This is a genomic window from Streptomyces sp. NPDC088147 (assembly GCF_044741565.1).
Classification (GTDB): domain Bacteria; phylum Actinomycetota; class Actinomycetes; order Streptomycetales; family Streptomycetaceae; genus Streptomyces.
The window spans coordinates 287,160-309,898 of record NZ_JBIUSY010000007.1 but is presented as its reverse complement, the minus strand read 5'-3'; the positions used below and the strand labels follow the sequence as shown (position 1 = coordinate 309,898).

The 22,739-nt window shown below is 71.2% G+C and carries 25 protein-coding genes; 9 read left to right on the top strand and 16 right to left on the bottom strand.

Annotated elements, in window-relative coordinates:
• Positions 1-39 precede the first annotated feature (39 nt).
• Positions 40-330, top strand: coding sequence for a hypothetical protein (locus tag ACIOGX_RS25000; RefSeq protein WP_356515926.1), 291 nt, complete (start codon positions 40-42; stop codon positions 328-330).
• Between the two features lie 217 nt (positions 331-547).
• Here ACIOGX_RS25000 and ACIOGX_RS24995 read toward each other — a convergent pair whose 3' ends face one another.
• The 3 genes from ACIOGX_RS24995 to ACIOGX_RS24985 form a co-directional block, all read right to left on the bottom strand.
• Positions 548-1,531: a sigma-70 family RNA polymerase sigma factor gene (locus tag ACIOGX_RS24995; RefSeq protein WP_387017469.1), complete on the bottom strand. Its 984-nt coding sequence runs from the start codon at positions 1,529-1,531 to the stop codon at positions 548-550.
• Positions 1,532-1,611: 80 nt separating this feature from the next.
• Complete coding sequence (locus ACIOGX_RS24990) at positions 1,612-2,316, bottom strand: L,D-transpeptidase family protein (RefSeq protein WP_383965894.1); 705 nt, start codon at positions 2,314-2,316, stop codon at positions 1,612-1,614.
• Positions 2,317-2,427: 111 nt separating this feature from the next.
• On the bottom strand, positions 2,428-3,813 hold the full coding sequence (locus ACIOGX_RS24985) for an MFS transporter (protein ID WP_401916344.1): 1,386 nt from the start codon (positions 3,811-3,813) through the stop codon (positions 2,428-2,430).
• A gap of 62 nt (positions 3,814-3,875) precedes the next feature.
• Between ACIOGX_RS24985 and ACIOGX_RS24980 the strand changes: the two genes are divergently transcribed.
• On the top strand, positions 3,876-4,886 hold the full coding sequence (locus ACIOGX_RS24980) for a LysR family transcriptional regulator (protein WP_401916341.1): 1,011 nt from the start codon (positions 3,876-3,878) through the stop codon (positions 4,884-4,886).
• 52 nt (positions 4,887-4,938) lie between these two features.
• Here ACIOGX_RS24980 and ACIOGX_RS24975 read toward each other — a convergent pair whose 3' ends face one another.
• The gene (locus ACIOGX_RS24975) at positions 4,939-5,658 is read right to left on the bottom strand and encodes a helix-turn-helix domain-containing protein (RefSeq protein ID WP_356515936.1); all 720 of its coding nucleotides are present in this window, start codon (positions 5,656-5,658) and stop codon (positions 4,939-4,941) included.
• Positions 5,659-5,900: 242 nt separating this feature from the next.
• Between ACIOGX_RS24975 and ACIOGX_RS24970 the strand changes: the two genes are divergently transcribed.
• Together ACIOGX_RS24970 and ACIOGX_RS24965 are read left to right on the top strand one after the other, a co-directional pair.
• A complete protein-coding gene (locus tag ACIOGX_RS24970; protein ID WP_401761382.1) occupies positions 5,901-6,587 on the top strand; it encodes a DUF4097 family beta strand repeat-containing protein in 687 nt (228 codons plus the stop codon).
• A 70-nt stretch (positions 6,588-6,657) separates the two neighbouring features.
• Positions 6,658-7,476 carry an alpha/beta hydrolase gene (locus ACIOGX_RS24965; RefSeq protein ID WP_356515938.1) on the top strand — a complete coding sequence of 273 codons (819 nt, stop codon included), beginning with the start codon at positions 6,658-6,660 and terminating at the stop codon, positions 7,474-7,476.
• Between the two features lie 36 nt (positions 7,477-7,512).
• Here the strand turns inward: ACIOGX_RS24965 and ACIOGX_RS24960 are convergent, their stop codons facing one another.
• Positions 7,513-8,193: an alpha/beta hydrolase gene (locus ACIOGX_RS24960; protein WP_401760634.1), complete on the bottom strand. Its 681-nt coding sequence runs from the start codon at positions 8,191-8,193 to the stop codon at positions 7,513-7,515.
• 241 nt (positions 8,194-8,434) lie between these two features.
• On the opposite strand from ACIOGX_RS24960, the gene ACIOGX_RS24955 reads away from it, so the two are divergent.
• Positions 8,435-9,568, top strand: a complete 1,134-nt coding sequence (locus tag ACIOGX_RS24955) for an adenosine deaminase (RefSeq protein ID WP_356515939.1) — start codon at positions 8,435-8,437, stop codon at positions 9,566-9,568.
• A gap of 215 nt (positions 9,569-9,783) precedes the next feature.
• Positions 9,784-10,131, top strand: coding sequence for an ATP-binding protein (locus ACIOGX_RS24950; RefSeq protein ID WP_356515941.1), 348 nt, complete (start codon positions 9,784-9,786; stop codon positions 10,129-10,131).
• 100 nt (positions 10,132-10,231) lie between these two features.
• Here ACIOGX_RS24950 and ACIOGX_RS24945 read toward each other — a convergent pair whose 3' ends face one another.
• The 5 genes from ACIOGX_RS24945 to afsQ1 form a co-directional block, all read right to left on the bottom strand.
• Complete coding sequence (locus ACIOGX_RS24945; protein ID WP_129770693.1) at positions 10,232-10,432, bottom strand: PspC domain-containing protein; 201 nt, start codon at positions 10,430-10,432, stop codon at positions 10,232-10,234.
• A 93-nt stretch (positions 10,433-10,525) separates the two neighbouring features.
• Positions 10,526-11,107, bottom strand: coding sequence for a VanZ family protein (locus ACIOGX_RS24940; protein WP_401760635.1), 582 nt, complete (start codon positions 11,105-11,107; stop codon positions 10,526-10,528).
• Positions 11,108-11,461: 354 nt separating this feature from the next.
• On the bottom strand, positions 11,462-12,202 hold the full coding sequence (locus tag ACIOGX_RS24935) for a hypothetical protein (RefSeq protein ID WP_401916335.1): 741 nt from the start codon (positions 12,200-12,202) through the stop codon (positions 11,462-11,464).
• Positions 12,199-13,944 (bottom strand): ATP-binding protein, encoded by a 1,746-nt coding sequence (locus ACIOGX_RS24930; protein ID WP_401916332.1) that lies wholly within the window; start codon positions 13,942-13,944, stop codon positions 12,199-12,201. The genes ACIOGX_RS24935 and ACIOGX_RS24930 overlap by 4 nt, the downstream gene beginning before the upstream one ends.
• Entirely contained in the window at positions 13,941-14,618 is a 678-nt protein-coding gene (afsQ1, locus tag ACIOGX_RS24925; protein ID WP_193564048.1) for a two-component system response regulator AfsQ1, read from the bottom strand. The genes ACIOGX_RS24930 and afsQ1 overlap by 4 nt, the downstream gene beginning before the upstream one ends.
• Before the next feature lie 194 nt (positions 14,619-14,812).
• Between afsQ1 and ACIOGX_RS24920 the strand changes: the two genes are divergently transcribed.
• Positions 14,813-15,610, top strand: coding sequence for a SigE family RNA polymerase sigma factor (locus tag ACIOGX_RS24920; RefSeq protein ID WP_401916328.1), 798 nt, complete (start codon positions 14,813-14,815; stop codon positions 15,608-15,610).
• Positions 15,611-15,895: 285 nt separating this feature from the next.
• Here ACIOGX_RS24920 and ACIOGX_RS24915 read toward each other — a convergent pair whose 3' ends face one another.
• A complete protein-coding gene (locus tag ACIOGX_RS24915) occupies positions 15,896-16,588 on the bottom strand; it encodes an ATP-binding protein (RefSeq protein WP_401916326.1) in 693 nt (230 codons plus the stop codon).
• A gap of 173 nt (positions 16,589-16,761) precedes the next feature.
• On the opposite strand from ACIOGX_RS24915, the gene ACIOGX_RS24910 reads away from it, so the two are divergent.
• Complete coding sequence (locus tag ACIOGX_RS24910; protein WP_401916324.1) at positions 16,762-17,181, top strand: hypothetical protein; 420 nt, start codon at positions 16,762-16,764, stop codon at positions 17,179-17,181.
• Positions 17,182-17,310: 129 nt separating this feature from the next.
• Here the strand turns inward: ACIOGX_RS24910 and ACIOGX_RS24905 are convergent, their stop codons facing one another.
• The 3 genes from ACIOGX_RS24905 to deoC are packed head-to-tail and all read right to left on the bottom strand — an operon-like array spanning position 17,311 to position 20,709.
• The gene (locus ACIOGX_RS24905; protein WP_401916321.1) at positions 17,311-18,246 is read right to left on the bottom strand and encodes an aldehyde dehydrogenase family protein; all 936 of its coding nucleotides are present in this window, start codon (positions 18,244-18,246) and stop codon (positions 17,311-17,313) included.
• Positions 18,239-19,756, bottom strand: a complete 1,518-nt coding sequence (locus ACIOGX_RS24900) for an aldehyde dehydrogenase family protein (protein ID WP_356514274.1) — start codon at positions 19,754-19,756, stop codon at positions 18,239-18,241. The genes ACIOGX_RS24905 and ACIOGX_RS24900 overlap by 8 nt, the downstream gene beginning before the upstream one ends.
• A gap of 5 nt (positions 19,757-19,761) precedes the next feature.
• Positions 19,762-20,709 carry a deoxyribose-phosphate aldolase gene (deoC, locus tag ACIOGX_RS24895; protein ID WP_193564060.1) on the bottom strand — a complete coding sequence of 316 codons (948 nt, stop codon included), beginning with the start codon at positions 20,707-20,709 and terminating at the stop codon, positions 19,762-19,764.
• A gap of 158 nt (positions 20,710-20,867) precedes the next feature.
• On the opposite strand from deoC, the gene ACIOGX_RS24890 reads away from it, so the two are divergent.
• The gene (locus ACIOGX_RS24890) at positions 20,868-21,521 is read left to right on the top strand and encodes a PH domain-containing protein (protein WP_401916318.1); all 654 of its coding nucleotides are present in this window, start codon (positions 20,868-20,870) and stop codon (positions 21,519-21,521) included.
• 182 nt (positions 21,522-21,703) lie between these two features.
• Here ACIOGX_RS24890 and ACIOGX_RS24885 read toward each other — a convergent pair whose 3' ends face one another.
• Together ACIOGX_RS24885 and ACIOGX_RS24880 are read right to left on the bottom strand one after the other, a co-directional pair.
• Positions 21,704-22,189 (bottom strand): NUDIX hydrolase, encoded by a 486-nt coding sequence (locus ACIOGX_RS24885; protein ID WP_401916315.1) that lies wholly within the window; start codon positions 22,187-22,189, stop codon positions 21,704-21,706.
• Between the two features lie 4 nt (positions 22,190-22,193).
• Complete coding sequence (locus tag ACIOGX_RS24880) at positions 22,194-22,616, bottom strand: ATP-binding protein (RefSeq protein ID WP_129770683.1); 423 nt, start codon at positions 22,614-22,616, stop codon at positions 22,194-22,196.
• Positions 22,617-22,739 lie beyond the last annotated feature (123 nt).

Here is a 22,739-nt window from a genome sequence, read left to right as displayed (position 1 = left end):
GGCGCGGGTCATGTGCCCCACGAAGGAAAGGTGCTCGACATGCGAGCGTTCACGCGTGCCGCGCTGGTCGCCGTCTGTGTGGTCGGGGCCGCCCTCGCCGTTGTCTCCGCGGCCCAGGCCGCGCCCAACGCGGCGGCGCACAAATGCCGTTACTACTACTCCAGCTGGGGCCAGGGCCCGAACGGCGAGATCGAGGGCTTCGGGGACTACGCCGAGGGAGCCACCGACCCCCAGGGCCGGGTCTGCCAGAACGGCTGGTGGGCGGACGCGCGGGAGAACGAGAAAGAGGGGACCCGGGCCGACGGCTCCGGGCTGATGGCCCGGCGCTGACGGGCCAGGGCTTACGGTCGTCCGCCCCGACCCCGGGCGTACGGTCGTCCGCCCCGACCCCGGGCGCACCGCCGTCCGTCCCCGCCCCGGGCGCACTGCCGCACATCCGGGCCGCCCGGCACCGCGGCGTCTGTCACGGCCTCGGGCGCACCGCCGCCCGCCCGCGCCCGCCGACGCGGGACAGCCGCGTCGGCGGGCCGGCTCCGGCGGTACGGACCTATGCCTTCTCCAGCCCCGCCGGCAGACCGAACAGCGGGAACCACCGCTCCGTGTCGAGGAAGCAGTGCATCGTGACGATCTTGCCGTCCTCGATCTCGATGACCTGAAGCGCCCAGGGGGTGAAGCCGTCGCCCGACTCGGCCGGTTTGTAGTGCGCGAAGGCCGGGGTGCCGTTGGCCACCGTCGGCAGGAGCCGTGAACCCCGGCAGCCCGCGCCGATGGTGAGCATGAAGCCGGTGATGTCGTCGTGGCCCTGGAGCCACAGGTCGAACGGCGGCATGGTGAACTTCGCGTCATCATGGAGCAGCGCGGTCAGCGCCTTCATGTCGTAGCCCTCGAAGGCCGTCACATACCGTTCGAGCAGTTCCTTCTGCTCCTCGTCGAGCGGATCTGCCGCATCCGTCGCGGCCGGCTCCGACTCGGCGATCGTCGCGCGCGCCCGCTGGAGCGCGCTGTTGACGGAGGCGACCGTCGTGTCGAGCAGCTCGGCGACCTCGCTCGCCTTCCACGCCAGCACCTCGCGCAGGATCAGCACGGCCCGCTGCTTCGGCGGCAGATGCTGGAGCGCCGCGACGAACGCCAGCCGGATCGTCTCCCGCGACACCGCCGTCTCGGCCGGGTCGGCCACCGAAGGCAGCACCCGGCCGTCCGGCACGGGTTCCAGCCATACGTTCTCCGGAAGCGAGGTGAGCTGCGCCTGGGCCACCGGCGTCGGGCCCGACAGATCCATCGGCCGGGCCCGGCGGCTGCCCGCGTTGAGCATGTCCAGGCAGACGTTCGTCGCGATGCGGTAGAGCCACGACCGGAGCGAGGAGCGACCCTCGAACTTCTCGAAACTCTTCCACGCGCGCACCATCGTGTCCTGTACGGCGTCCTCGGCCTCGAAGGCCGATCCCAGCATCCGGTAGCAGTAGCCGGTCAGCTCCGTACGGTGCTTCTCCAGCCGGGTATCCAGGTCGTGTGTTGCTGCAAGATCACTCATCGCGTCACCCCAGTCGCCCCCTTGAGACCAGTCTGTGAGACCGGTCTCACGGAAGCTACCGCAGGGCACTGACAATGCGCTCAGGTTCCGGGTTTACGGCCGTAAACGTAGACATCGTCGCCGTTCTTCAGCAGCGACCAGTACGTCGCGGCGACCGTCTTGGTCATGTTCACGCAGCCGTGCGAACCGGGCGGGTTCCACATGCTCAGGTTCGCCTGGTGGAAGGCCTGCCCGCCGTCGAAGAACTGGGCGTAGGGCATGGGTACGTCGTAGATCGTGGAGACGTGGTTCTTGTTCCGCCAGTAGACCTTCTTGAGCCCGGTCCTGGTCTCGTAGCCGTCCCGCCCGGTACGCACCGGCACCGGTCCGTACACCAGCTTCCTGCCGTCCTGGATCCAGCTCAGCTGGCGCGAGAGGTCGACACAGGCGATGCGGCCCTTGTTGGTCGGGCACTTGCCCGCTTTGTTGGGGTTCTTGCCCGCGGCCTTCTGCTTGTTCATCAGATCCATCACGCCCCAGGTGATGGGTCCCGCGTAGCCGATGGTCGGGGTGATGCCGTGCTTCGACTGGAAGGCGCGGATGGCCTTGCAGTCCGTGGCCGATTGCTTTCCGTCCACCGGCCGGCCGAGGAACTTCTCGACCTGCTTCTGGTGCGTGCCCGTGCTGGTGGTGCACGACGCCGCCTGTGCGGGCGAGGCCCCGCCCAGCACCACGGTCAGTGGGACCACCAGCGCGGTGATCCCCGCCGCCACAGCGCCGTTACGGCCTATGTGTGCGTGTCTCATCCCGTTCCGCCCATCTGTTTTCCCTCAACCGCGCCATCCGGAAGGCGCGTTCTGTGGGCTAGACGGGTGAAACGCGGGCTTAGTTGCGCGGAGGGGACAGAATGGCGCGACTCAGTCGCTGACGAGCTCCCGGGCACGCGCCCCGGCGGCTTGGGGCCCGGCGGCCCGCGTCCCGGCGGCTTGGGGCCCGGCGGCCCGCGTCCCGGCGGCACGCGCCTCGGCGAGCGACCGCCGCCGCTCCGTGCGCGCCGCGAGCGAGCCGTACAGCGTGAGGGAGACGACGCCGAGGACCGCGAGCAGACCCAGCGCGACCGTCGCCGCCCAGCCGCCCGCGTGGAACGCGATCGCGCCCAGCGTGCCGCCCGCGCTGCTGCCCAGGTAGTACGCAGACTGGTAGAGCGCCGACGCCTGCGCGCGGCCGGACTTCGCCGTACGGCTCACCGCCGACGAGGCGACCGCGTGGCCCGCGAAGAAGCCCGCCGTGATCAGCACCAGTCCGAGCAGGACCGCGGCCAGCGAGTCGGCCAGCGACAGCAGCAGACCCGCCGCCGTCGTGCCCACCGCCAGATACAGCGCCCCGCGCCGGCCGAGCCGCTCGACCAGCCGTCCGGCCGCCGCCGAGGAGACCGTACCGACCAGATAGACCAGGAAGACCGACCCGATGACGCCCTGCGCGAGCTGGAACGGCGCCTCCACCAGCCGGTAGCCGATCACGGTGTAGACCGCGCCGAACACCGTCATGAAGAGCGCGCCTATCGCGTACAGCCGGCGCAGCAGCGGATCGGCCAGATGCCCGCCCACGGTCTTCGCCAGCGCGCGCGGACTCAGCGACCGCGACGTGAAGTTCCGTGCCTTCGGGAGCAGGGCGCGGAACACCACCGCGCACACCAGCGCGAGCAGCCCGACCGCGCCGAGCGCCGCCCGCCAGCCCCACAGCTGGGCGACCCAGCCGGTGAGGATACGGCCGCTCATACCGCCGACGCTGTTGCCCGCGACGAACAGCCCGATCGCGGCGACCAGCGCCTTCGGCCGTACCTCCTCCGCCAGGAACGCCATCGCCGAGGCGGGCAGACCGGCCAGCGCCGCGCCCTGTACGGCGCGCAGCGCCACCAGCCACTCCACGTTCGGCGCGAACGGCACCAGCAGCCCCACGGCCACCGCGACCGCCAGCGAGACGCTCATCAGCGTGCGCCGGCCGAACCGCTCGGACAGCGCGCTCAGCGGCAGGACGAACAGCGCCAGCGCGCCCGTCGCGGCCGAGACCGTCCAACTGGCCTGGCTCGCCGTGACACCGAGACCGGCGGAGATGGCGGGCAGCAGGGCCTGGGTGGAGTAGAGGAGGGCGAAGGTCGCGATCCCGGCGGCGAAGAGCGCGAAGCTCATCCGGCGGTAGCCGGGGCGGCCGGGGGAGAGCAGCGAGTCGGTGGTGTCGGCGGCGGCGGACGGCGCGGCGGAGGCACCCGCGGTGACGGGTGCCTCGGTACTGACAGAAGGCATGCTTCGAACGTAGGCACCGCACCTTCATGCGTCCAATGCATGGAATGGCGATAATCGTTCCCATGGTGCATGAACCCAGCTCACAGCGGCGGCTGTCACGGAACAGTTACGAACACGACATGGATCACACGGGCCCGGATCGCACGGCGCCCGTGGCCGGGCTGGACCCCGACTCCTGGTCCGCGGTCCTCGCCCCCCGGCTCGCCCACTTCGCGGGAGTGGCCCGCCACGAGCATGTGACCCGCGCCGCCCAGGACATGGCCGTCCCGCAGTCCACGCTCTCCCGGGCGATGGTCAGGCTCGAACGGGACCTGGGCGTCGCCCTGTTCGCCCGTAAGGGCCGTACGGTCTCCCTCACCCCCGCGGGCCGTACGTTCCTGACCTCCGTCGAACGGGCCCTCGCGGAGGTCGAGCGGGCCGCCGAGTCCGTACGCGCCGACGCCGATCCGGCGTCCGGCAAGGTCGCCTTCGGCTTCCTGCACACCATGGGCTCGGAGACCGTACCGGCACTGATCAGGGCGTTCCGCGCCGACCATCCGCGGGTCCGGTTCCAGCTCGTCCAGAACTACGGCGAGGCGATGCTGGAGCGGCTGCGCGCGGGCGAGCTGGACCTCTGTCTCACCTCACCCGTGCCGGACGCCCCCGATCTGGTCGCCCGCAGACTGGACGAACAGCGGCTGCGGCTGGTCGTGCCCGACGACCACCGGCTGGCGGGACGCCGCCGCGTGCGCCTCGCCGAGGCCGCCGACGAAACGTTCGTCACCCTCGAACCGGGGTACGGGCTGCGCCGGATCACCGACGACCTGTGCGCCGAGGCGGGCTTCCGGCCGCGCGTCGCGTTCGAGGGCGAGGAGGCCGAGACGCTGCGCGGTCTGGTGGCGGCGGGCCTGGGCGTCGCGCTGCTGCCCCCGCCCGCCGTGGCCCGCCCCGGGGTGGCCGAGCTGACCGTCACGACGCCCCGCGCGGCCCGCGAGATCGGCGTCGCCTGGCTCGACGGCCACCCGGACACCCCGCCGGTCGCGGCCTTCAAACGCTTCCTGCTCTCCCGGCGCGGCCAACTGCTCCCGGACTGAGGGGGGTTGGGCGTCACGTACCGAGAGGGACGGGCCGGCCGGGACCGCGTGTCTATCCGGTCCCGGGTTTCGTGTGCAGGACTTCGCGAACCTGCTCCGCCGCGCGGAGAATGCTCTCGCTGATGAAGTCGCTGAACCGGGCGATGTTCTCCAGACGGGCGGCGGCCGGGGTGTCGACGCCGAGGACGCCGACGCCCTGCCGCGCGATCTCGGCGACCCGGGCGATCCCCTGGGCGCTGGCGATCGTCGACTGGTACCAGACGTTGTCGTCGACGAAGTAGCGCTCGCGGCGGCGTTCGTCGCGTTCCCTGCGGATGAGGCCCTGTTCTTCGAGGAACGCGATCGCCTTGGAGACGGACGCCGGGCTGACCTGGAGGTGCCGGACGAGTTCGGACGCGGTGAGGCTGCCCGCGTCGGCGATGAAGAGGCAGGTCAGCACCCGGGCCATCATCCTGGGCAGGCCCTGCTGCATCAGGAGGACGGTGAACGCCTCCTCGTACTCGCGCAGGGCCTCGTCGTCGCGCCCGTGGCCGTGCACCGGCGCTCCCTGTTCGCGGGGCGGGGTGCTCTTGCGCCGGCGGGCGCGGCGTTCGGTGGCGCGGTGGGCCACGTCGGCGCGGTAGGCGGTGGGGCCGCCGTTGCGCATCACCTCACGTGTGACCGTCGAGGTGGGGCGGTCGAGACGCCGGGCGACCTCCGCGTAGGCGAGGCCGTCGGCCAGCCCCAGCGCGATCTGCTGACGTTCCTGCTGGGTGAGTCTGCCTCCCGGCACCGCGCTCTCCCTTCGTTCTTTCCTGACTTCGTTCTTCCCTGACCCTGCCAGCGTAGCGTTCGTCCACATCCCAATGCAACGCCAAGGGTAATCGTCATTGCGTTAGATCGCTCTTCGTTGCAACGAAAACGCGGCCTTCACCTGCAAGGATTCACTTTGTGTGCAACGAAGTCGTTGCGTGATATTCAAACGCAACGTAGCGTTTCCGTTGTAAGAAACAACGAGCGCACAAGGAGAGCATGATGCAGAAGTTCGACACCCCCGCCGCGATCTCCGCCGTCCTGGACATCCCCGCCGGGCGCGTCCAGGTCATCGCCGCCGACCGGACCGACACCACCGTCGAGGTCCTGCCCGCCAACGCCGCCAAGGGCCGCGACGTGACCGCGGCCGAGCGGACCACGGTCGAATTCGGCGACGGCGTCCTGCGGATCACGGCCCCGGCGGAGAAGAACCAGGTACTCGGCGCGTCCGGATCCATCGAGGTGACGGTCCAACTGCCCGCCGGCTCCCACATCGAGGCGAAGGCGGCCGGCGCCGAGTTCCGGGGCGTCGGACGGCTCGGCGCCGTCGTCGGCGAGGGCATGCACGGTGCGGGCACGCACGGCGCGGTCAAGATCGACGAGGCCGCGAGCGTGCGCGTGACCGCCCACGCCGGTGACGTCACGGTCGGCCGCCTCACGGGCCCCGCGGAGATCAGCACCCAGAAGGGCGACATCCACATCGGCGAGGCCACCTCCGGCGCGGTCGTGCTGCGCACCCGGAGCGGCGACGTGACGGTCGGCGCCGCCCACGGTGTCTCCGCCTCCCTGGACGCCGGCACCGGATACGGCCGGATCCACAACACGCTGAAGAACACGGATGGCGCCGCGGCCGGCCTGAACATCCGGGCCACCACCGACCACGGCGACATCACCGCCCGCGGCCTGTGACGAGGGAACCATCCGCCGCGGCCAAGACCCCCCAGTCACCCGGAACACCGAAAGCGATCAGGTGGAACACATGACGAAGAACAGCACGCCCCCGGCCGGCTCGACGTGGACCGGCATGGTGCCGGTCGACGACACGGCCCTCGCCGTCACCGACACCGGCGGCCCCGGCATCCCCGTGGTCTACCTCAACGGCCAGTTCGCCACTCAGGGGTACTGGCGGCGGACCATCGCCCACCTGGGCACGGGATGGCGGCACATCACCTACGACGAGCGGGCCCGCGGCAGGAGATCGAAGCGTTCCGCGGACTACTCCTTCGAGGCTGCCGTCCGGGACGTCGACGCCGTTCTCGCGGCCAGGGGCGTGGACCGGGCGCTGGTGGTGGGCTGGTCCTACGGGGCGGTCGTCGCGGCGCACTGGGCCGGCCGGAATCCGGACCGTACGGTGGGCGCGGTCCTGGTCGACGGCGCGTTCCCGTCCGACTGGCTGGACGAGGCCATGGAGGAGCGGATCCGGAAGCTGTTCCGGCGGATGGGCTGGTTCACGCCGCTGCTGCGCCCGACGGGCCTGGTCCCGCGGATGACCGCCGGACAGCAGGCCGACAGCAACATCGAACTCGGCAGGCTCTCCCGCGAGCGCGAACTGGGCCCCGTGCTGGACGACATCACCGTCCCGGTGCGGTACGTCGTCGCCTCGGGAACGTCCCTCGGAAGCCGCGGTGACGAGCAGGAACGGATACGCACCAGCCTCGACGCGGTGACCGCCCGCAACGCGCACATCCGGATCGGTGCGAAGGTCACGAGCAACCACGGTGCGATCCTGCGCAAGGACTTCCCGGCCATCGCCGACGCCGTACGCGAGGTCGCCGCCCTCGACGGCGGGGGGCGCTGAGGCCCGGCCACCGGAGCGACGGTGGCCGGGCACGGCTCAGCGCCGCAGCGACCGCCCGAACCCGGCCGCGAGCGGCATCCGCAGCCCCAGCGGCGGCGGCGCCGCCAGCGCGTCCGCGACCGGCCGGGAGTACGTACGCGGCAGCAGCGCGCCCAGTACGAAGTCCGCGGCCAGCGCCAGGACTTCCTGGTGGTGCTGGCGCAGCGCGTGCCCGTCGGAGTGGACCTCGAAGCGGCAGGTGTCCCGGTTGACCTTCTTGGCGCGCTCGGCCAGCCGGTAGGACAGCTCGGGGTCGGTGCGCGCGTCGGTGGTGCCGTGCATGATGAGGACCTGACGGTCAGCCAGCTGCCGTACCGGCTCCGGCTCGGCGGCCCGGTCGTCCTCCGGCAGCCAAGGGGCCAGCGCCAGAACGGAGTTGACGGCGCGGTGCCCCGCCGCGTGCAGCGCGGCCCGGCCGCCCATCCCGTGTCCCGCCAGGCACACCGGCACATCGCCGTAGCGCCGTACGACCTCGTCCGCCGCCCACTCGGCGTCCGAGGCCAGCCGCGCCTGCGCGCCGTTCCAGCCGCGTCCGCCGTAGTGCACCGCGTGCGCGACCAGCCCCTCGGCGGCGCCCGCTCTGGCGAGGTGGCGGAGAAGCGGCAGCATCCGCGCGTACGCGACGGGGGAGGGGCGCCGGTCGGACACGGGCTCGCCCTCGGGAAGCACCAGGATCACACCCCCCACCGACGCCCCCGCGACGCATGCGCCGAACGCCCGGCCCAACCGTGCCCGTGGCTCCGCGCGACGCGCGCGCGCCGAACCGTCCCGGCCTGCCGTACGTCCCCCCGGCCCGGGAACCGCTTGCTGTCCCATAGCAGAACAGTCTCAGAAGGAGAGGTGTACTCCACCCGTCCGCCCGGTCACTGTTACATATCGACCCCGTACGCTCTACGCGCGTAGGCGTTAGAGTGCGGAGATGACGAGCCAGACCTCCCGGCCGCCCAGTGCCGACCAGATCCGCCGCGCCCCGAAAGCCCTCCTCCACGACCACCTGGACGGCGGACTCCGTCCCGGCACGATCATCGATCTCGCACGTGAGATCGGCTACGAGAACCTGCCCGAGCAGGAGTCCGACAAACTCGGCCTCTGGTTCCGCGAGGCCGCCGACTCCGGTTCGCTGGAACGCTATCTGGAGACCTTCGACCACACCTGCGCCGTCATGCAGACCCGTGAGGCGCTCTTCCGGGTCGCGGCGGAGTGCGCGGAGGACCTGGCGCAGGACGGCGTCGTCTACGCCGAGGTGCGGTACGCGCCCGAGCAGCACCTGGAGCGCGGACTCACCCTCGAAGAGGTCGTGGAGGCCGTCAACGAAGGCTTCAGGGAAGGCGAGCGGCGCGCGCAGGCCGACGGCCACCGCATCCGCGTCGGCGCCCTGCTCACTGCCATGCGGCACGCGGCCCGCGCCCTGGAGATCGCCGAACTCGCCAACCGCTACCGCGACTCGGGGGTCGTCGGCTTCGACATCGCGGGCGCCGAGGCGGGCTTCCCGCCCACCCGTCACCTCGACGCCTTCGAGTATCTGAAGCGCGAGAACAACCACTTCACCATCCACGCGGGCGAGGCCTTCGGACTGCCCTCGATCTGGCAGGCGCTCCAGTGGTGCGGCGCCGACCGGCTCGGCCACGGCGTGCGCATCATCGACGACATCGAGGTCGCCGAGGACGCCTCGGTGAAGCTGGGCCGGCTCGCCGCGTACGTACGCGACAAGCGCGTCCCGCTGGAGCTGTGCCCCAGCTCCAACCTCCAGACCGGCGCCGCCGCCTCGATCGCGGAGCACCCCATCGGGCTGCTCCGCCGGCTGCACTTCAGGGCGACGGTGAACACCGACAACCGGCTGATGAGCGGCACGAGCATGAGCCGTGAATTCGAGCTGCTGGTCGACGCCTTCGACTACACACTCGACGACATGCAGTGGTTCACGGTCAATGCGATGAAATCAGCATTCATTCCTTTCGATGAACGACTCGCCATGATCAATGACGTGATCAAGCCGGGATATGCCGAGCTGAAGTCCGAATGGCTGTTCAGGCAGACCGCTGTGACCAGCTAGTTCTTGCTGCCGGTGAGGAGATCGCCGGGATGGGGAAGCGGCCGGGAACACGGAATCCCGGCCGCTGTCGGGTGTTTGCGGGGCGGGTGCGCGGCTGGCTAGTTTGGAGAGCCGCTCGCAATTCCCCCCATTTTCACCATCGCCCTTCCCTTCCTTCCCCCTCTTTATCCCGTCACCTCACCTTCCGCTCACCTTCCGCAAGGACGAAATTCCAGATGAAGCAGTCCGCCATCAAGACTCTCGGCACTGTCGCCCTCGGTGCCGCCTTCGCCGCCACCGCCGCGGGCAGCGCCGCCGCCGCGCCCGCCGCCCCCGAGGCCGGCGCCGCGCTGGACCTCGTCACCAGGACGCTGCCGGTGGGGGACCTCGCCGGCCAGCTCCCCGCGCCCCTCCCCGACGTGCTGACGGCGACCGGGCTGGCCCTGAGCACCATCCAGACGACCGCGCCGTACGCGATCGACGCCGCGAAGACGGCCGGCCCCGTCCAGCAGCTGGTGGGCGGGCTGCCGGTGAACGGCCTGGGCAAGGGACTGCCCGTCAACGGGATCCCGCTCGGCGGCTGAGCACACGCGCACACAGCGGTGGGGCGTACACCCGGATCCGGGTGTACGCCCCACTGTCATCTGTCCGGGCGCCTGTCGGCTGTCGACCGCCCGCTGTCGGCTACCAGGCGGCCGTGGAGGTCTTCCCGCCAGGCAGCAGCAGCCACAGCGCCAGATAGAGCAGGAACTGCGGACCGGGCAGCAGACACGAGACGAGGAAGATCACCCGCATCGTCTGCGCGGACGTACCGAAGCGCTGGGCCAGCGCCGCGCACACTCCACCGAGCATCCGTCCGTGTCGAGGGCGGACCAGACCAGCCATGATGGGCTCCTTCACGAGACCGTTCGGGAGCCTCTCTCGTCGTGCTCCCCGATGTCTCCATGGTGCGCCCGGAGCCGGGGCCGGAGCGTCGCTCTACGGAGCGATGCCGACCCTGGGAATCGTCGGGGTCGTTCCCTGAAGCGCCTCATCCCGCGCGACGGTGTCCGTCTCGTTCTCACGGCTGCCCGGGTGCGACCCGCGGGGGATGCGGAAGACACGTGGGAAGCGGGGCATACGGCGGGGGACCGTACGGGAACGACGCGCGCGGCGCAGCCGCGCCCGCCCGGCCGGAACCACCACCAGATGCGCCAGGGCGACGCCCGTCGTATTGAGCAGCAGCGCGTCCACGTCCACCACCCGGCCCGGCACCCCGGTCTGGAGCAGCTCGATCCCGAGCGAGATCATCGCGCCCGCCGTGACCGTACGGGCCATCGAGGCCCACCCGGAGACGAAGAGACGGCCGTCGACCATCGGCAGCAGCACACCCAGCGGGGCCAGCAGCAGAAGCCCCTCGCCGATGCGCCGGGCGCCCTGGACGGGCCCCAGCGCCAGATCGGCCTTGATCCCCGCGAAGGGCGTCAGATTGGCCGCGTTCACCCACATGACGTCCAACGGGCGGAGCGTCACCCATCCCACCAGCATCAGATGCAGCAGGAGGAGAGCGAACCCCGCCATACGGAAGTGGATGACGGCACTGCCGCCCGGACCTTGACGCACGCAGCCCAAGACGCGGTGGCCGGCGGGAACGGTTCCGCCCGCGGTGGAAGAAGAGCGCCGTGAGACGGGTATCACCCGCCCGGCCCGCCTGCCCCGGCCCATCCGCCCGGCCCGCCGCGAGCCGAACGGGAGGCCCTAGGGTCTGTCTTCAAAGTAGCGCCGTCCGCCCGGAGGGCGGGCCCGGCGGCGTCCGGTGCGTGCGATCGCAAGGCGGAGGGTCGCCCCCGTACTGGACGTACTGGGGTGATCCCGACAACGCCGCGAGCGTGCGTGCCGGGCGTCGCCGAGCAGGCGGGACTTTGAAGACAGGCCCTAGCGACCCGACGGTGAGGCGGACGCCGTCGAGGGCGCCGACGAGACCGGGCCGAGCGTCGGTACCGGCGCGTCCGGCTGGGCCTTCGTCGCCCGGGTGCAGCCATAGGCGCGCGCCGGATAGTCGCCGGGTCCGCCCAGCACGACCTGCCCGTCCGTCGCCTCGCTCTCCGCGAACGTACAGACGATCTGCGCCAGCGCCGTCGCGGGCAGATCCTCCGGCTGGCGGCTGAGCCGCAGCGCCCCGGCGGGGTCGCCCTCACGCGAGGACGAGACGACCAGCGGCCCCCGTACGGTCGTGCCGAACCCCGCCTCCCGCTCATCGGCGGACGGCTCGGCCTGAAGCTCGTCCAGCAGGCCCTGCGCGATCACCACCCGGTCGTCGGAGCCCCTGCCCTGCTGGATCCGCGCCGCGCGCTCCACCGGCGCGAGCCCGGAGGAACAGACCAGATAGATCCGCACGGGAACGCCCGGCCGCGCCTGGGTGATGACGTCCTTCCCGGAGATCTCGCACGGCTTCCGGGAGGGCGCGGGTCCCGCGTCCACCGGTACCGAGGTGGTCCTGATGCCGCACCCCGCGGCGAGCGCGGCGAGCGCGACCACACCCGCGAGCCGCCCGAAGGCGGCCACCCCGGCCCGCCGCCCACGGCCCGCGCGCCGCGTCCGGCCCGCTCGCGGCGTCCCGTCCACCGCCCGCGTCCGGCTCGGGCCGCTCCCCGTCATCCCGCCCCAGCGCGTCACGGGGTGCCGCCTTCCTCTCCCGGATCCCGGTCGCGGTCACGCTCCGCGGCCTCCGTGCCGTCCGCGCCGTCCCGGGGCAGCCGCAGTACGAACATCGCGCCGCCGTCCGGCACATTGGCCGCGGTGATGTCACCGCCGTGGATATGCGCGTTCTCCTGGGCGATCGACAGCCCGAGCCCGCTGCCCTCGGAGCGCGGCCGGGAGGCGCTCGCCTTGTAGAAGCGGTCGAACACATGCGGCAGGACGTCCTCGGGGATACCGGGACCGTGGTCCCGTACCTCGATGACCAGCCAGCCGTCCTCCGTACGCACCGCCACCCGGACCGGCGAGCCACCGTGCTTGAGCGCGTTGCCGATCAGATTCGCCATGATCACGTCGAGCCGGCGCGGATCGAGCCGCGCCATGATGCCGCGCTCGGCGTCCAGATCCACCGCGTCCAGCCAGGCCCGCGCGTCGATACAGGCCGTGACCTGGTCGGCGACATCGACATCGTCCAGGACGAGCCGGGCCGTACCCGCGTCGAAGCGGGTGACCTCCATCAGATTCTCCACCAGCACATTGAGCCTGCGGGTCTCGCTCACCACCAGCGTCACGGCGGGCGCGATCATCGGGTCGAGGCTGTCGGCCTCTTCCTCCAGGACCTCCGTCACCGCGGTCAGCGCGGTCAGCGGGGTGCGCAGCTCATGGGACATGTCGGCGACGAAACGGCGGCTGGACTCCTCCCGCGCGCTCATGTCCGCGACCTTCTTCTGGAGCGACTCCGCCGCCTTGTTGAACGTACGGGAGAGATCGGCCAGTTCGTCCCCGCCCGACACCCGCAGCCGGGTGCCGAACCTGCCCTCGCCGAGCTGCCGCGCCGCCTCGCCCAGCCGCTGCACGGGCTTCAGTACGGTCGTCGCCGCGGCGTGCGCCAGCAGGGCGGAGCCGACGAGCGCGAGGGCCGTGGCGATCCCCAGCGACCAGGCGAGCGAGTTGAGATCGGTACGTTCCTGGTCGAGCGACTTGAACAGATACCCGGTCGGCCCGCCGCCGATGATCCGCGTACCGCCCACCAGATAGGGCGTGCCGCCGCGCTCCACGCGCTGCCAGAAGACGTGGTACGGGTATTTGTTCCCGGCTGTGAGCTTCTGCTTGTCGTTCACCGCGTCCTGGAGAGACTTCGGTACGTCGTCCATCGTGAAGGTGTCCGGATCGGAGACGCCCACGATCGGCTTGCCGCCGTCGCGCGTGCCTATCAGCAGCACGCTGTACCCGGGGCTCTCGCCCGCCATCAGCACGGCCGTGCTCTGCAACTCCGTCTGACTCGGCCGCAGGGGCAGTTCCGCGGCGCGGTTCTGCATCTCCTGCTGGAAGTCCTCCAGCGCCGAGTCCTGGGTCCTGGTCAGGACGGCCTCGCGGTTGAGCCAGTACGCGATGCCCGAGGCGGAGACGGCGGCGGTCAGCGCGACGGCCGCGAAGACGACCACGAGCCGCAGCCGCAGACTGGTCCAGCGGAGCCCCGCCAGAACCGCCCTCTTCGCCGCGCCGGCCCTCGCCTCACCGCCGCCGAGGCCGCGGCGCGGGCGGCGGTACGGGTCGATGCCCTCACCGAGGTGCACGCCGTACACGTCCTGCGCGCCGTACACGTCCTGCGCGCCGTACACGTCCTGCCCGGCGGACACCTCGTGCGTGCCGCGCGGGCCGTGCGCGTCGTCCTCCGGCGGGCCGCCGGCCGGCCGGTGCCGCCTGGGTGCGTCACTCACGAAGGCGTGTCCAGCCGGTATCCCACGCCGCGCACCGTACGGATCAGGGTCGGCGAGGACGGCACGTCCTCCACCTTCGCGCGCAGCCGCTGCACACACGCGTCCACCAGCCGCGAGTCACCGAGGTAGTCGTGCTCCCACACCAGCCGCAGCAACTGCTGCCGGGACAGCGCCTGGCCGGGCCGCCGGCTCAGTTCGAGCAGCAGCCGCAGCTCGGTCGGCGTGAGCTGGAGGTCCTCGCCGTTCTTGGTGACCGTCATCGCGGAACGGTCGATCACCAGGCTGCCGAACGTCGCGGAGTCCGTGGACTCGCGCTCGCCGCGGCGCAGCACCGCGCGGATCCGGGCGTCGAGCACCCGGCCCTGGACAGGCTTCACCACATAGTCGTCGGCACCGGACTCCAGACCGACCACTACATCGATGTCATCACTGCGCGCGGTCAGCAGGATGATCGGCAACTGGTCGGTGCGCCTGATGCGCCGGCACACCTCGAACCCGTCGATCCCGGGCAGCATCACGTCCAGCACGATCAGATCCGGCCGCTGCTCCCGCAGCAGTTTCAGGCCGTCCTCTCCCGTCGCCGCGGTGGCCACTCGGTGGCCCTGGCGTGACAGCGAGAGTTCGAGGGCCGTGCGGATGGCGTCGTCGTCCTCGATCAGCAACAGGAAAGGCACGGAGGTCATTCTGTCCCATGGGGGGACCGGAGTTCGACCGCCGGTGCGCTCCCCACTCATTCCCCACGCGTTTCACAAGCCACGAAGTCCCCTGTGACAGGGCTGTGACAGACGGCGGACAGGGCCATGAAACTGCCCCGGCAAGCTCATTGGCACACGGAACGAAACCAGACTCCAACGACGGGGGGCGCGGGATGAACGCACTGCACGGAACGACCTCAAGCGCAGTGGTCACGCGTCTTCACGACGTCACGCGGAGCAGCGAGAAGTCCGGCGGCGTGAACGGGCGGGGGTGCGTTCGCGGCGCCGGGCGTCAGCACAAGCCGTCGTACATGACGGTCGTTGACGCGGACCGCACGGAGCGCTCGGACCGGGCGGGCAACGGGGGAATTCCGGGCAACGGGGGTAACAGGGCAGCCGCGTACGGGGAGGTCACGGGGGAACGGACGGTCCTGACGGAGCGGACGGACGCCGAAGCGGCGTTCACCGCGTACGTCCAGGAGCGCCGCGCCTCCCTGTACGCGACGGCCTACCACCTGACCGGCGACCGGTTCGAGGCCGAGGATCTGTTGCAGAGCGCCCTCTTCTCGACCTACCGGGCGTGGGACAGGATCAGCGACAAGGCCGCGGTCGGCGGCTATCTGCGCCGCACCATGACCAATCTGCACATCAGCGCCTGGCGCAGGCGCAAGCTCAATGAGTATCCGACGGAGGAGCTGCCGGAGACGGCGGGCGACACCGACGCGATGCGCGGTACGGAACTGCGCGCGGTGCTCTGGCAGGCGCTCTCCCGCCTGCCGGAACTCCAGCGCACGATGCTCGTACTGCGCTACTACGAGGGCCGCACCGACCCGGAGATCGCGGAGATCCTCGACATCAGTGTCGGCACGGTGAAGTCGAGCATCTGGCGGTCGCTCCGCCGGCTGCGCGAGGACGAGGTCCTCAGCTTCGGCCGTGACGAGGAAGAGTCCTTCGGGGAGCTTGTCGCCTGAAGGCTGTGGGGGGAAGCACGGGGGAAGTACGGGGGGAGCGGGACTCGCCGTCTCGGGGGAGGCGGCGGGAGCACCACAGGGGGACGGACGGACCGGGGGCTGGGGGGTTCTCGGACGGCCGGGGGATCACGGGGGATACCGGGGGGACACGGGGCAGGAAGCGGGATCGCACGGGCCTGGGGGGCTCGTGCGGTCCCGCTTCCATGTCCGCGTGTGCGCGTGGCGCGTATGCGCGTATGTGCGCGGCGCGGTGGCGGTGGCGGTGGCGGTGGCGGTGGCCGTGACCTACGGGTGACTGGTCGCGGTCGGCGACGATTCGGTGTGCGCGGATCTCGTGACGCGCGCGGCCTTCCCGGTACGCGGCCTGACGTATTGCCCGGCCGCCGCCGCCGCGATCCGGCCCAGCGCCTCCGCCTTCGCGCACGGATACGCGCCCAGCGCCGTCTGCCGCCCCACGATCGCGCGCTCCGCCCGCATCAGCCGCCAGCCCCGCCGCAGCAGGAACGTCACCGACTTCCGCCCTTCGCGCAGATCACGCATCAGCCGCCGCCGGAACGTCGTCGACGGACGGCCGCGCAGACAGAGCGCGTCCGCCAGCACGCCCAGCTCCCGACAGCGCGCCACGATATCGGCGGCGAAGATGCCCTCAGCGAGGAACACCGGCGTGCGCCGGATGTCGAGGGCTTCGGAGTCCACGCGCGAACTGGTCGCGATCGAGTAGACGGGAACGGTCGTACGTCCCGTACGGCACAGCTCGGCGACCGCCGCGACCGCGGCGTCCGCGTCCCAGGACCGCACCGAGTCCCAGTCGATGTCCGAACTGCCCGCCACCAGCGGCAGCGTGGGGTCGTCGCCCTCTTTGTAGAAGTCGTCCAGGCGCAGCACGGGCAGGCCGGTGCGGGCGGCGAGGGACGATTTTCCCGAGCCGGAGGGGCCCGTGAGCAGCACGACTCGGGTCGGAAGGGTTGCGGAGTTCACGGGACACCAGTGTGAGGCATGTACCTGCTCAGGAAACCCCCCGGGGACCGATCGGGCGGGATCGGCGGGTCGGGTTCGGCTGGTTTGGCGGGTTTATTGGTATCGGCACCCCCGCCTCAACTACTCTGCGTGTCAGTCCGATTACTCCTCGATCAGGCCAGGCGGAAAAATCCATGGCACGTCACGCAGCTTCCCTCTCCCCCCGGCGCACTCTGCTCCGCGCCGGTCTGACCGTCACCGCCGCGAGTGCGGCCCTCGGCCTCGGCGGTACGGCGGCCCAGGCGGCGGATCCCGCCGCACCCGCATCCGCGACGGACACCAGCGAGCAGCTCTCCGAGTCCTCCATGGCGGCGGGCCAGGCCCTGACCGGCTCCGTCGGGTATGTGCTGGGCCCGCTCACGGACCTGAAGCTCTACCCGCTGGCCCACACGGGCGTGGATCCCCTGGACAACGCGGTGGGCACACAGATCGCCGACTTCAAGCCGGTGTCCACCGCCCCGCTGACCGCCCCGGTGACCGAGGGCGCGGCGCTCAAGGACGTGCCGGTGCTCGGCCCGGTGCTGGGCACGGCGACGGGCATGCTGACGGGGTGATCGGTGTCGATGGCTCGATGGCCCCGTTCTCCCCCGGAGTGAGGGAAAACGGGGCCTCCGTGTGACGGTTCGGGAGGACAGGCCTCGGCGAGACGAGCGTCAGCAGGACACGCGTCAGCAGGACGAGCGTCAGTAGGACGAGCCCGACGCGCCCAGGCTGCCCGTGGGGTGCCAGACCGTCTTCGTCTCCAGGAAGGCCGTCAGCCGGCGGATGCCGGGGTCCGCCGACCAGTCGGTACGGCCCGCGCCCTCCGGGCGCAGCACCCGCTTCAGATTGTCCGCCGCCGCGATCTCCAGCTCCTTGGCGAGGGCCTCGTCCGCGCCGGTCAGGTCGATCCCGTTGACGTCCTGGTGCGCGGCGAGCGGGGCCGCGATCTCGGCGGTCCTGCCGGAGAGGACGTTGACCACGCCGCCCGGGAGGTCGGAGGTGGCCAGCACCTCACCGAGCGAGAGCGCCGGGAGCGGGGACTTCTCGCTCGCGACGACGACCGCGGTGTTGCCCGTGGCGATCACCGGCGCGATGACCGAGACCAGGCCCAGGAACGACGACTCCCGCGGCGCCAGTACGGCCACGACCCCGGCCGGCTCGGGGGTGGAGAGGTTGAAGAACGGTCCCGCGACCGGGTTCGCCCCGCCCACCACCTGGCCGATCTTGTCGGTCCAGCCCGCGTACCAGACCCACCGGTCGATCGCCGCGTCGACGGACACGGCCGCCTTCGACTTCGACAGGCCCTCGGCGTCCGCGACTTCCCGTACGAACTGGCCCTTGCGGCCCTCCAGCATCTCGGCGACGCGGTAGAGGATCTGGCCCCGGTTGTACGCCGTCGCGCCCGACCAGCCGCCGAACGCCTTGCGCGCCGCGACGACCGCGTCACGGGCGTCCTTGCGGGACGCCAGCGGGGCGTTGGCCAGCCAGGTGCCCTTGCCCGCCGCGTCAGAGGCCGATCGCGCTGCCGTCACTTCGTACACCCGGCCGCTCTCGCTGCGGGGGAACTTGCCCCCGACGTACAGCTTGTAGGTCTTGAGGACACTCAGTCGCGTCACATCGGACTTCGAGTCAGACATTGAGGTACGCCTCCAGGCCGTGGCGACCGCCCTCGCGGCCGTACCCCGATTCCTTGTAGCCGCCGAACGGCGAGGTCGGGTCGAACTTGTTGAACGTATTGGCCCAGACGACACCCGCCCGGAGCTTGCCGGCGACCGCCAGGATGCGGGAGCCCTTCTCCGTCCAGATACCGGCCGACAGCCCGTACTGGGTGTTGTTGGCCTTGGCCACGGCTTCCTCGGGCGTACGGAACGTCAGCACGGACAGCACCGGGCCGAAGATCTCGTCGCGGGCGATGGTGTGCGCCTGCGTGACGTTCGTGAAGACCGTGGGGGCGAACCAGTAGCCGGAGGAGGGCAGTTCGCACGCGGGCGACCAGCGCTCGGCGCCTTCCGCCTCGCCCGCGTCGGCCAGCGCCGTGATCCGGGCCAGCTGTTCGGCCGAGTTGATCGCGCCGAGGTCGGTGTTCTTGTCCAGCGGATCGCCGACGCGCAGCGTGGCCAGCCGTCGCTTGAGCGAGTCCAGCAGCTCGTCCTGGACGGACTCCTGGACGAGCAGCCGCGAGCCCGCGCAGCAGACCTGGCCCTGGTTGAAGAAGATGCCGGTGACGATGCCCTCGACGGCCTGGTCGATGGGGGCGTCGTCGAAGACGATGTTGGCGCCCTTGCCGCCCAGTTCGAGCGTGGCCCTCTTCCCCGTACCGGCGATCTCGCGCGCGATGGCCTTGCCGACGGCGGTCGAGCCGGTGAAGGCGACCTTGTCGATGCCCGGGTGCGAGACGAGCGCGGCGCCCGTGCCGCCGTCACCGGTCACGATGTTCACGACGCCCTTGGGGAGCCCGGCCTGACGGCAGATGTCCGCGAAGAAGAGCGCGGAGAGCGGGGTCGTCTCGGCGGGCTTCAGAACGACCGTATTGCCGGTCGCCAGCGCCGGGGCGATCTTCCACGCGAGCATGAGCAGCGGGAAGTTCCACGGGATGATCTGGCCGGCGACACCGAGCGGGCGGGGGGTGGCCCCGCCTCCTCCGTCTGTCGTCCTCCGGCCGAACCCCGCATGGTCGAGCTTGTCGGCCCAGCCCGCGTAGTAGAAGAAGTGCGCGGCGACCAGCGGGAGGTCCGCGTCGCGGGTCTCCCTGATCGGCTTCCCGTTGTCGAGCGTCTCCAGGACGGCCAGCTCGCGCGAGCGCTCCTGGATGATCCGCGCGATACGGAACAGATACTTGGCCCGCTCGGCGCCGGGCAGCGCGGACCACTTCTCGAACGCCTTGCGGGCGGCCCTGACCGCGCGGTCGATGTCGTCGGCGCCGGCCTGGGCGACCTCGGAGAGGACCTCCTCGGTGGACGGGCTGACGGTCTTGAAGACCTTGCCGTCGGACGCCTCGGTGAACTCGCCGTCGATGAAGAGCCCGTAGGACGGCGCGATGTCGACGATCGCACGGGATTCCGGCGCGGGGGCGTACGCGAACGCGGAACCGAGTGCGGAACCGGACGCGGATGTGGATGCGGGTGTGGATGCGGATGCGGATGCCATGGTGATCAGTCCACCGTCACGTAGTCGGGGCCGGAGTAGCGGCCGGTGCTGAGCTTCTGACGCTGCATCAGCAGATCGTTCAGCAGGCTGGAGGCGCCGAACCGGAACCAGTGGTTGTCCAGCCAGTCCTCGCCCACGGTCTCATTCACCAGCACCAGGAACTTGACCGCGTCCTTGCTGGTACGGATGCCGCCCGCCGGCTTCACGCCGATCTGCACCCCGGTCTGCGCGCGGAAGTCGCGTACGGCCTCCAGCATCAGCAGGGTGTTGGCCGGGGTGGCGTTGACCCCGACCTTGCCCGTCGACGTCTTGATGAAGTCCGCGCCCGCGATCATGCCGAGCCAGGAGGCGCGGCGGATGTTGTCGTACGTGGACAGCTCACCGGTCTCGAAGATCACCTTGAGCCGGGCGGCCCCCGCGGCCTCCTTCACGGCGCGGATCTCCTCGTACACCTTGAGGTAGTGACCCGCGAGGAACGCGCCGCGATCGATGACCATGTCGATCTCGTCGGCGCCCGCGGCCACGGCGTCGCGGGTGTCCGCGAGCTTGACGGCCAGCGAGGCGCGGCCGGCCGGGAAGGCGGTGGCGACGGAGGCGACCTTGACGTCCGAGCCGGCCAGCGCGGCGACCGCCGTCTCCGCCATGTCCGGATAGACGCAGACCGCGGCGGTGGCGGGCGTCGTACGGTCGGTCGGATCGGGCCGGAGGGCCTTGGCGGCGAGCGCCCGGACCTTGCCCGGGGTGTCCGCGCCCTCGAGCGTCGTCAGGTCGATCATGGAGATGGCCAGATCGATGGCGTACGCCTTGGCGGTGGTCTTGATCGAGCGCGTACCGAGCGACGCGGCGCGTGCCTCCAGGCCGACGGCGTCGACGCCGGGGAGCCCGTGGAGGAAGCGGCGCAGTGTGCTGTCGGACGCGGTCACGTCAGCGAATGCGGGGGTAATGGTGGGCATGGTCACCAGATGAGCATATCTACGCGCGTAGCAGCCTGTACAGGGGGTGAGGGCCGCGAGGGGGAGCCGTTCCCGAGATGTGACCGTCGCGGGTGGTGCTCGTCGTTGACCGCCGGGGGCGTGGAGGCACGTTCCGGCCATGCGGCAGAATCGGACGTATGACGAGCCCCGAGCAGCCCACCGAGCCGACCCACGCCGACCGCGTCTTCCGGTCGTCCGGCGGGATGGTCGGCGGCGGCCTGCTGCTCGCGCTCACCCTCTGGATCGGCGGCGACGCGCTCTTCCGCGGGACGGGCGGCACGCCCTGGCTGGCGCTCGCCGCGATGCTGTTCCTCGTACCGCTCGTGATCGCGTTCAGCCTGCGCCCGGCGGTCTACGCGAACGCCGACCGGCTGCGGATCAGGAACCCGTTCCGGACGATCACGCTGCCGTGGGGGGCGGTCTCGACCGTACGGGCCCAGTTCTCCTGCGAGGCGCTGACGGAGGACGGCAGGAAGTTCCAGCTGTGGGCGGTCCCGGTCTCGCTGCGCCAGCGCAAGCGCGCGAACAGGGCGCAGCTGCGGGGTGCCTCCGGCAGGGCGTCGGGGGGTGCGGGCGGCGGTGCGTCCGGCGGTGCGGGCTCGGGTGCGGGTGCGGCCGAGGTCCGGATGGCTCAGGCGGACCGTACGGTCGCGGATCTGCGCGAACTGTCGGACGGCGCGGAGTCGCGGCCGTCGGCGCAGGGGGAGCCGACGGTGCGGTGGGCGTACGAGGTGCTGGCGCCGGCGGCGGCGGGGCTGATCGTCCTGATTGTTCTGCTGCTGATCGGCTGACGCGGTGCGCCGTCCGGCGGGCGGTCGTGGCGCGGTGCGCCTGCGGCGGGCGTGGTGCGCCTGCGGGGCGGGGCCCGGACGCACCCTGACCGTGTGCCGACTGGACGTGTTCGGCGTACGAGAAGGCCGGTCCAAGCTCATCGCGGCCGGCCGGCAGACGCTGATCCGCGTGGACGGCGCGGTCAGGGGCGGCGGCCGGTGACGCGCTCGCCCCAGATGAGGTAGGCCGTCCGGCCGGTGAGCCAGGCTTCGTGGGCGGAATGGATGCGGTCGCGCTCCGGGCCGAGGCAGAGGGTGTCCGTCTCCTTGAGTGTTGCCCACCGGTACGCGGTGGCCGTGTGGGGTTCCGGGCCGTACGGGACGACGTCCGCGCCCTTGAAGACGACATCGAGCCCCTCGGCCTCGGTGACGCCTCTGGGTACGTGGTCCACGACGAGGATTTCCTCGGGTGCGGCGGGAGAGAGGCCGGTCTTCGCCGCGATCTCGCGCACGTACGCCTCGTGCATGAACTCGTCGGTCTGGGCGTCGCCGCCCGGCAGTTGCCAGGATCCGGCGGTGGCGGTGGGCATGAGGAGGACGTTCAGTTCGTCGTCGATGCGCCGGGTGAAGAAACCGGCGACGCCGGTCCGGCGGCGGGGCGGTTCGGACCGGCCGAGTTCGAAGTACATGTCCTCACCTCTCGTTGATCATCGCGGGGTACGGGGCCGTCGCTCTCACCGTGAAGATGAGCCCCTTCCCGGTCATCGTTCTGACGACGGACCACCCGGGCGCGAGGAGATCCAGTAACTCCAGCCCCCTGCCGTGCTGGTCCCATGCGTCGTGCGCGCGGCGGGAGGGGCGGTGTCGTGCGCTCCGGTCGTGCAACTCGATCTGGACCGCGCCGTCGTACGGCGCATGGCAGATCAGATCGAACCCGCCACCGCCGGCGTGCAGCACGGCGTTGGTGGCGGTCTCGCTGACCAGCAGCTTGACGGTGTCGTGGTCCACCCAGGGATACGGCGCGTAGGCGCGGGCGGCTATGGCGCGGGCCTCGGGCACGGCAACGGCCGTACAGGGATAGCGCCCTACTGCCAGGACGTAACCACGCTGATCCATAACCCCCGCCTTTCAGGCGCGCGGATGTAGGGCGAGCCCGCTGCGGTTACGTGTGTCCGCAGCGTGCGCGCCCAGTTTGAGTCACGTGACTTGCCCTGCGCAACCCAGCGTGTGGATCTCAGC

Bases quoted from the DNA above. Each gene is read 5' to 3' on its own strand.
- ACIOGX_RS24890 (WP_401916318.1), top strand. From the start codon at position 20,868: ATGACGAGCCCCGAGCAGCCCACCGAGCCGACCCACGCCGACCGCGTC.
- ACIOGX_RS24920 (WP_401916328.1), top strand. From the start codon at position 14,813: ATGAACGCACTGCACGGAACGACCTCAAGCGCAGTGGTCACGCGTCTT.
- ACIOGX_RS24965 (WP_356515938.1), top strand. From the start codon at position 6,658: ATGACGAAGAACAGCACGCCCCCGGCCGGCTCGACGTGGACCGGCATG.
- ACIOGX_RS24880 (WP_129770683.1), bottom strand. From the start codon at position 22,616: ATGGATCAGCGTGGTTACGTCCTGGCAGTAGGGCGCTATCCCTGTACG.
- ACIOGX_RS24985 (WP_401916344.1), bottom strand. From the start codon at position 3,813: ATGCCTTCTGTCAGTACCGAGGCACCCGTCACCGCGGGTGCCTCCGCC.
- ACIOGX_RS24970 (WP_401761382.1), top strand. From the start codon at position 5,901: ATGCAGAAGTTCGACACCCCCGCCGCGATCTCCGCCGTCCTGGACATC.
- ACIOGX_RS24910 (WP_401916324.1), top strand. From the start codon at position 16,762: ATGGCACGTCACGCAGCTTCCCTCTCCCCCCGGCGCACTCTGCTCCGC.
- ACIOGX_RS24940 (WP_401760635.1), bottom strand. From the start codon at position 11,107: ATGGCGGGGTTCGCTCTCCTCCTGCTGCATCTGATGCTGGTGGGATGG.
- ACIOGX_RS24955 (WP_356515939.1), top strand. From the start codon at position 8,435: ATGACGAGCCAGACCTCCCGGCCGCCCAGTGCCGACCAGATCCGCCGC.
- ACIOGX_RS24990 (WP_383965894.1), bottom strand. From the start codon at position 2,316: ATGAGACACGCACACATAGGCCGTAACGGCGCTGTGGCGGCGGGGATC.
- ACIOGX_RS24900 (WP_356514274.1), bottom strand. From the start codon at position 19,756: ATGGCATCCGCATCCGCATCCACACCCGCATCCACATCCGCGTCCGGT.
- ACIOGX_RS24995 (WP_387017469.1), bottom strand. From the start codon at position 1,531: ATGAGTGATCTTGCAGCAACACACGACCTGGATACCCGGCTGGAGAAG.
- ACIOGX_RS24885 (WP_401916315.1), bottom strand. From the start codon at position 22,189: ATGTACTTCGAACTCGGCCGGTCCGAACCGCCCCGCCGCCGGACCGGC.
- ACIOGX_RS24945 (WP_129770693.1), bottom strand. From the start codon at position 10,432: ATGGCTGGTCTGGTCCGCCCTCGACACGGACGGATGCTCGGTGGAGTG.
- ACIOGX_RS24905 (WP_401916321.1), bottom strand. From the start codon at position 18,246: ATGTCTGACTCGAAGTCCGATGTGACGCGACTGAGTGTCCTCAAGACC.
- deoC (WP_193564060.1), bottom strand. From the start codon at position 20,709: ATGCCCACCATTACCCCCGCATTCGCTGACGTGACCGCGTCCGACAGC.
- ACIOGX_RS24950 (WP_356515941.1), top strand. From the start codon at position 9,784: ATGAAGCAGTCCGCCATCAAGACTCTCGGCACTGTCGCCCTCGGTGCC.
- ACIOGX_RS24980 (WP_401916341.1), top strand. From the start codon at position 3,876: ATGGTGCATGAACCCAGCTCACAGCGGCGGCTGTCACGGAACAGTTAC.
- ACIOGX_RS25000 (WP_356515926.1), top strand. From the start codon at position 40: ATGCGAGCGTTCACGCGTGCCGCGCTGGTCGCCGTCTGTGTGGTCGGG.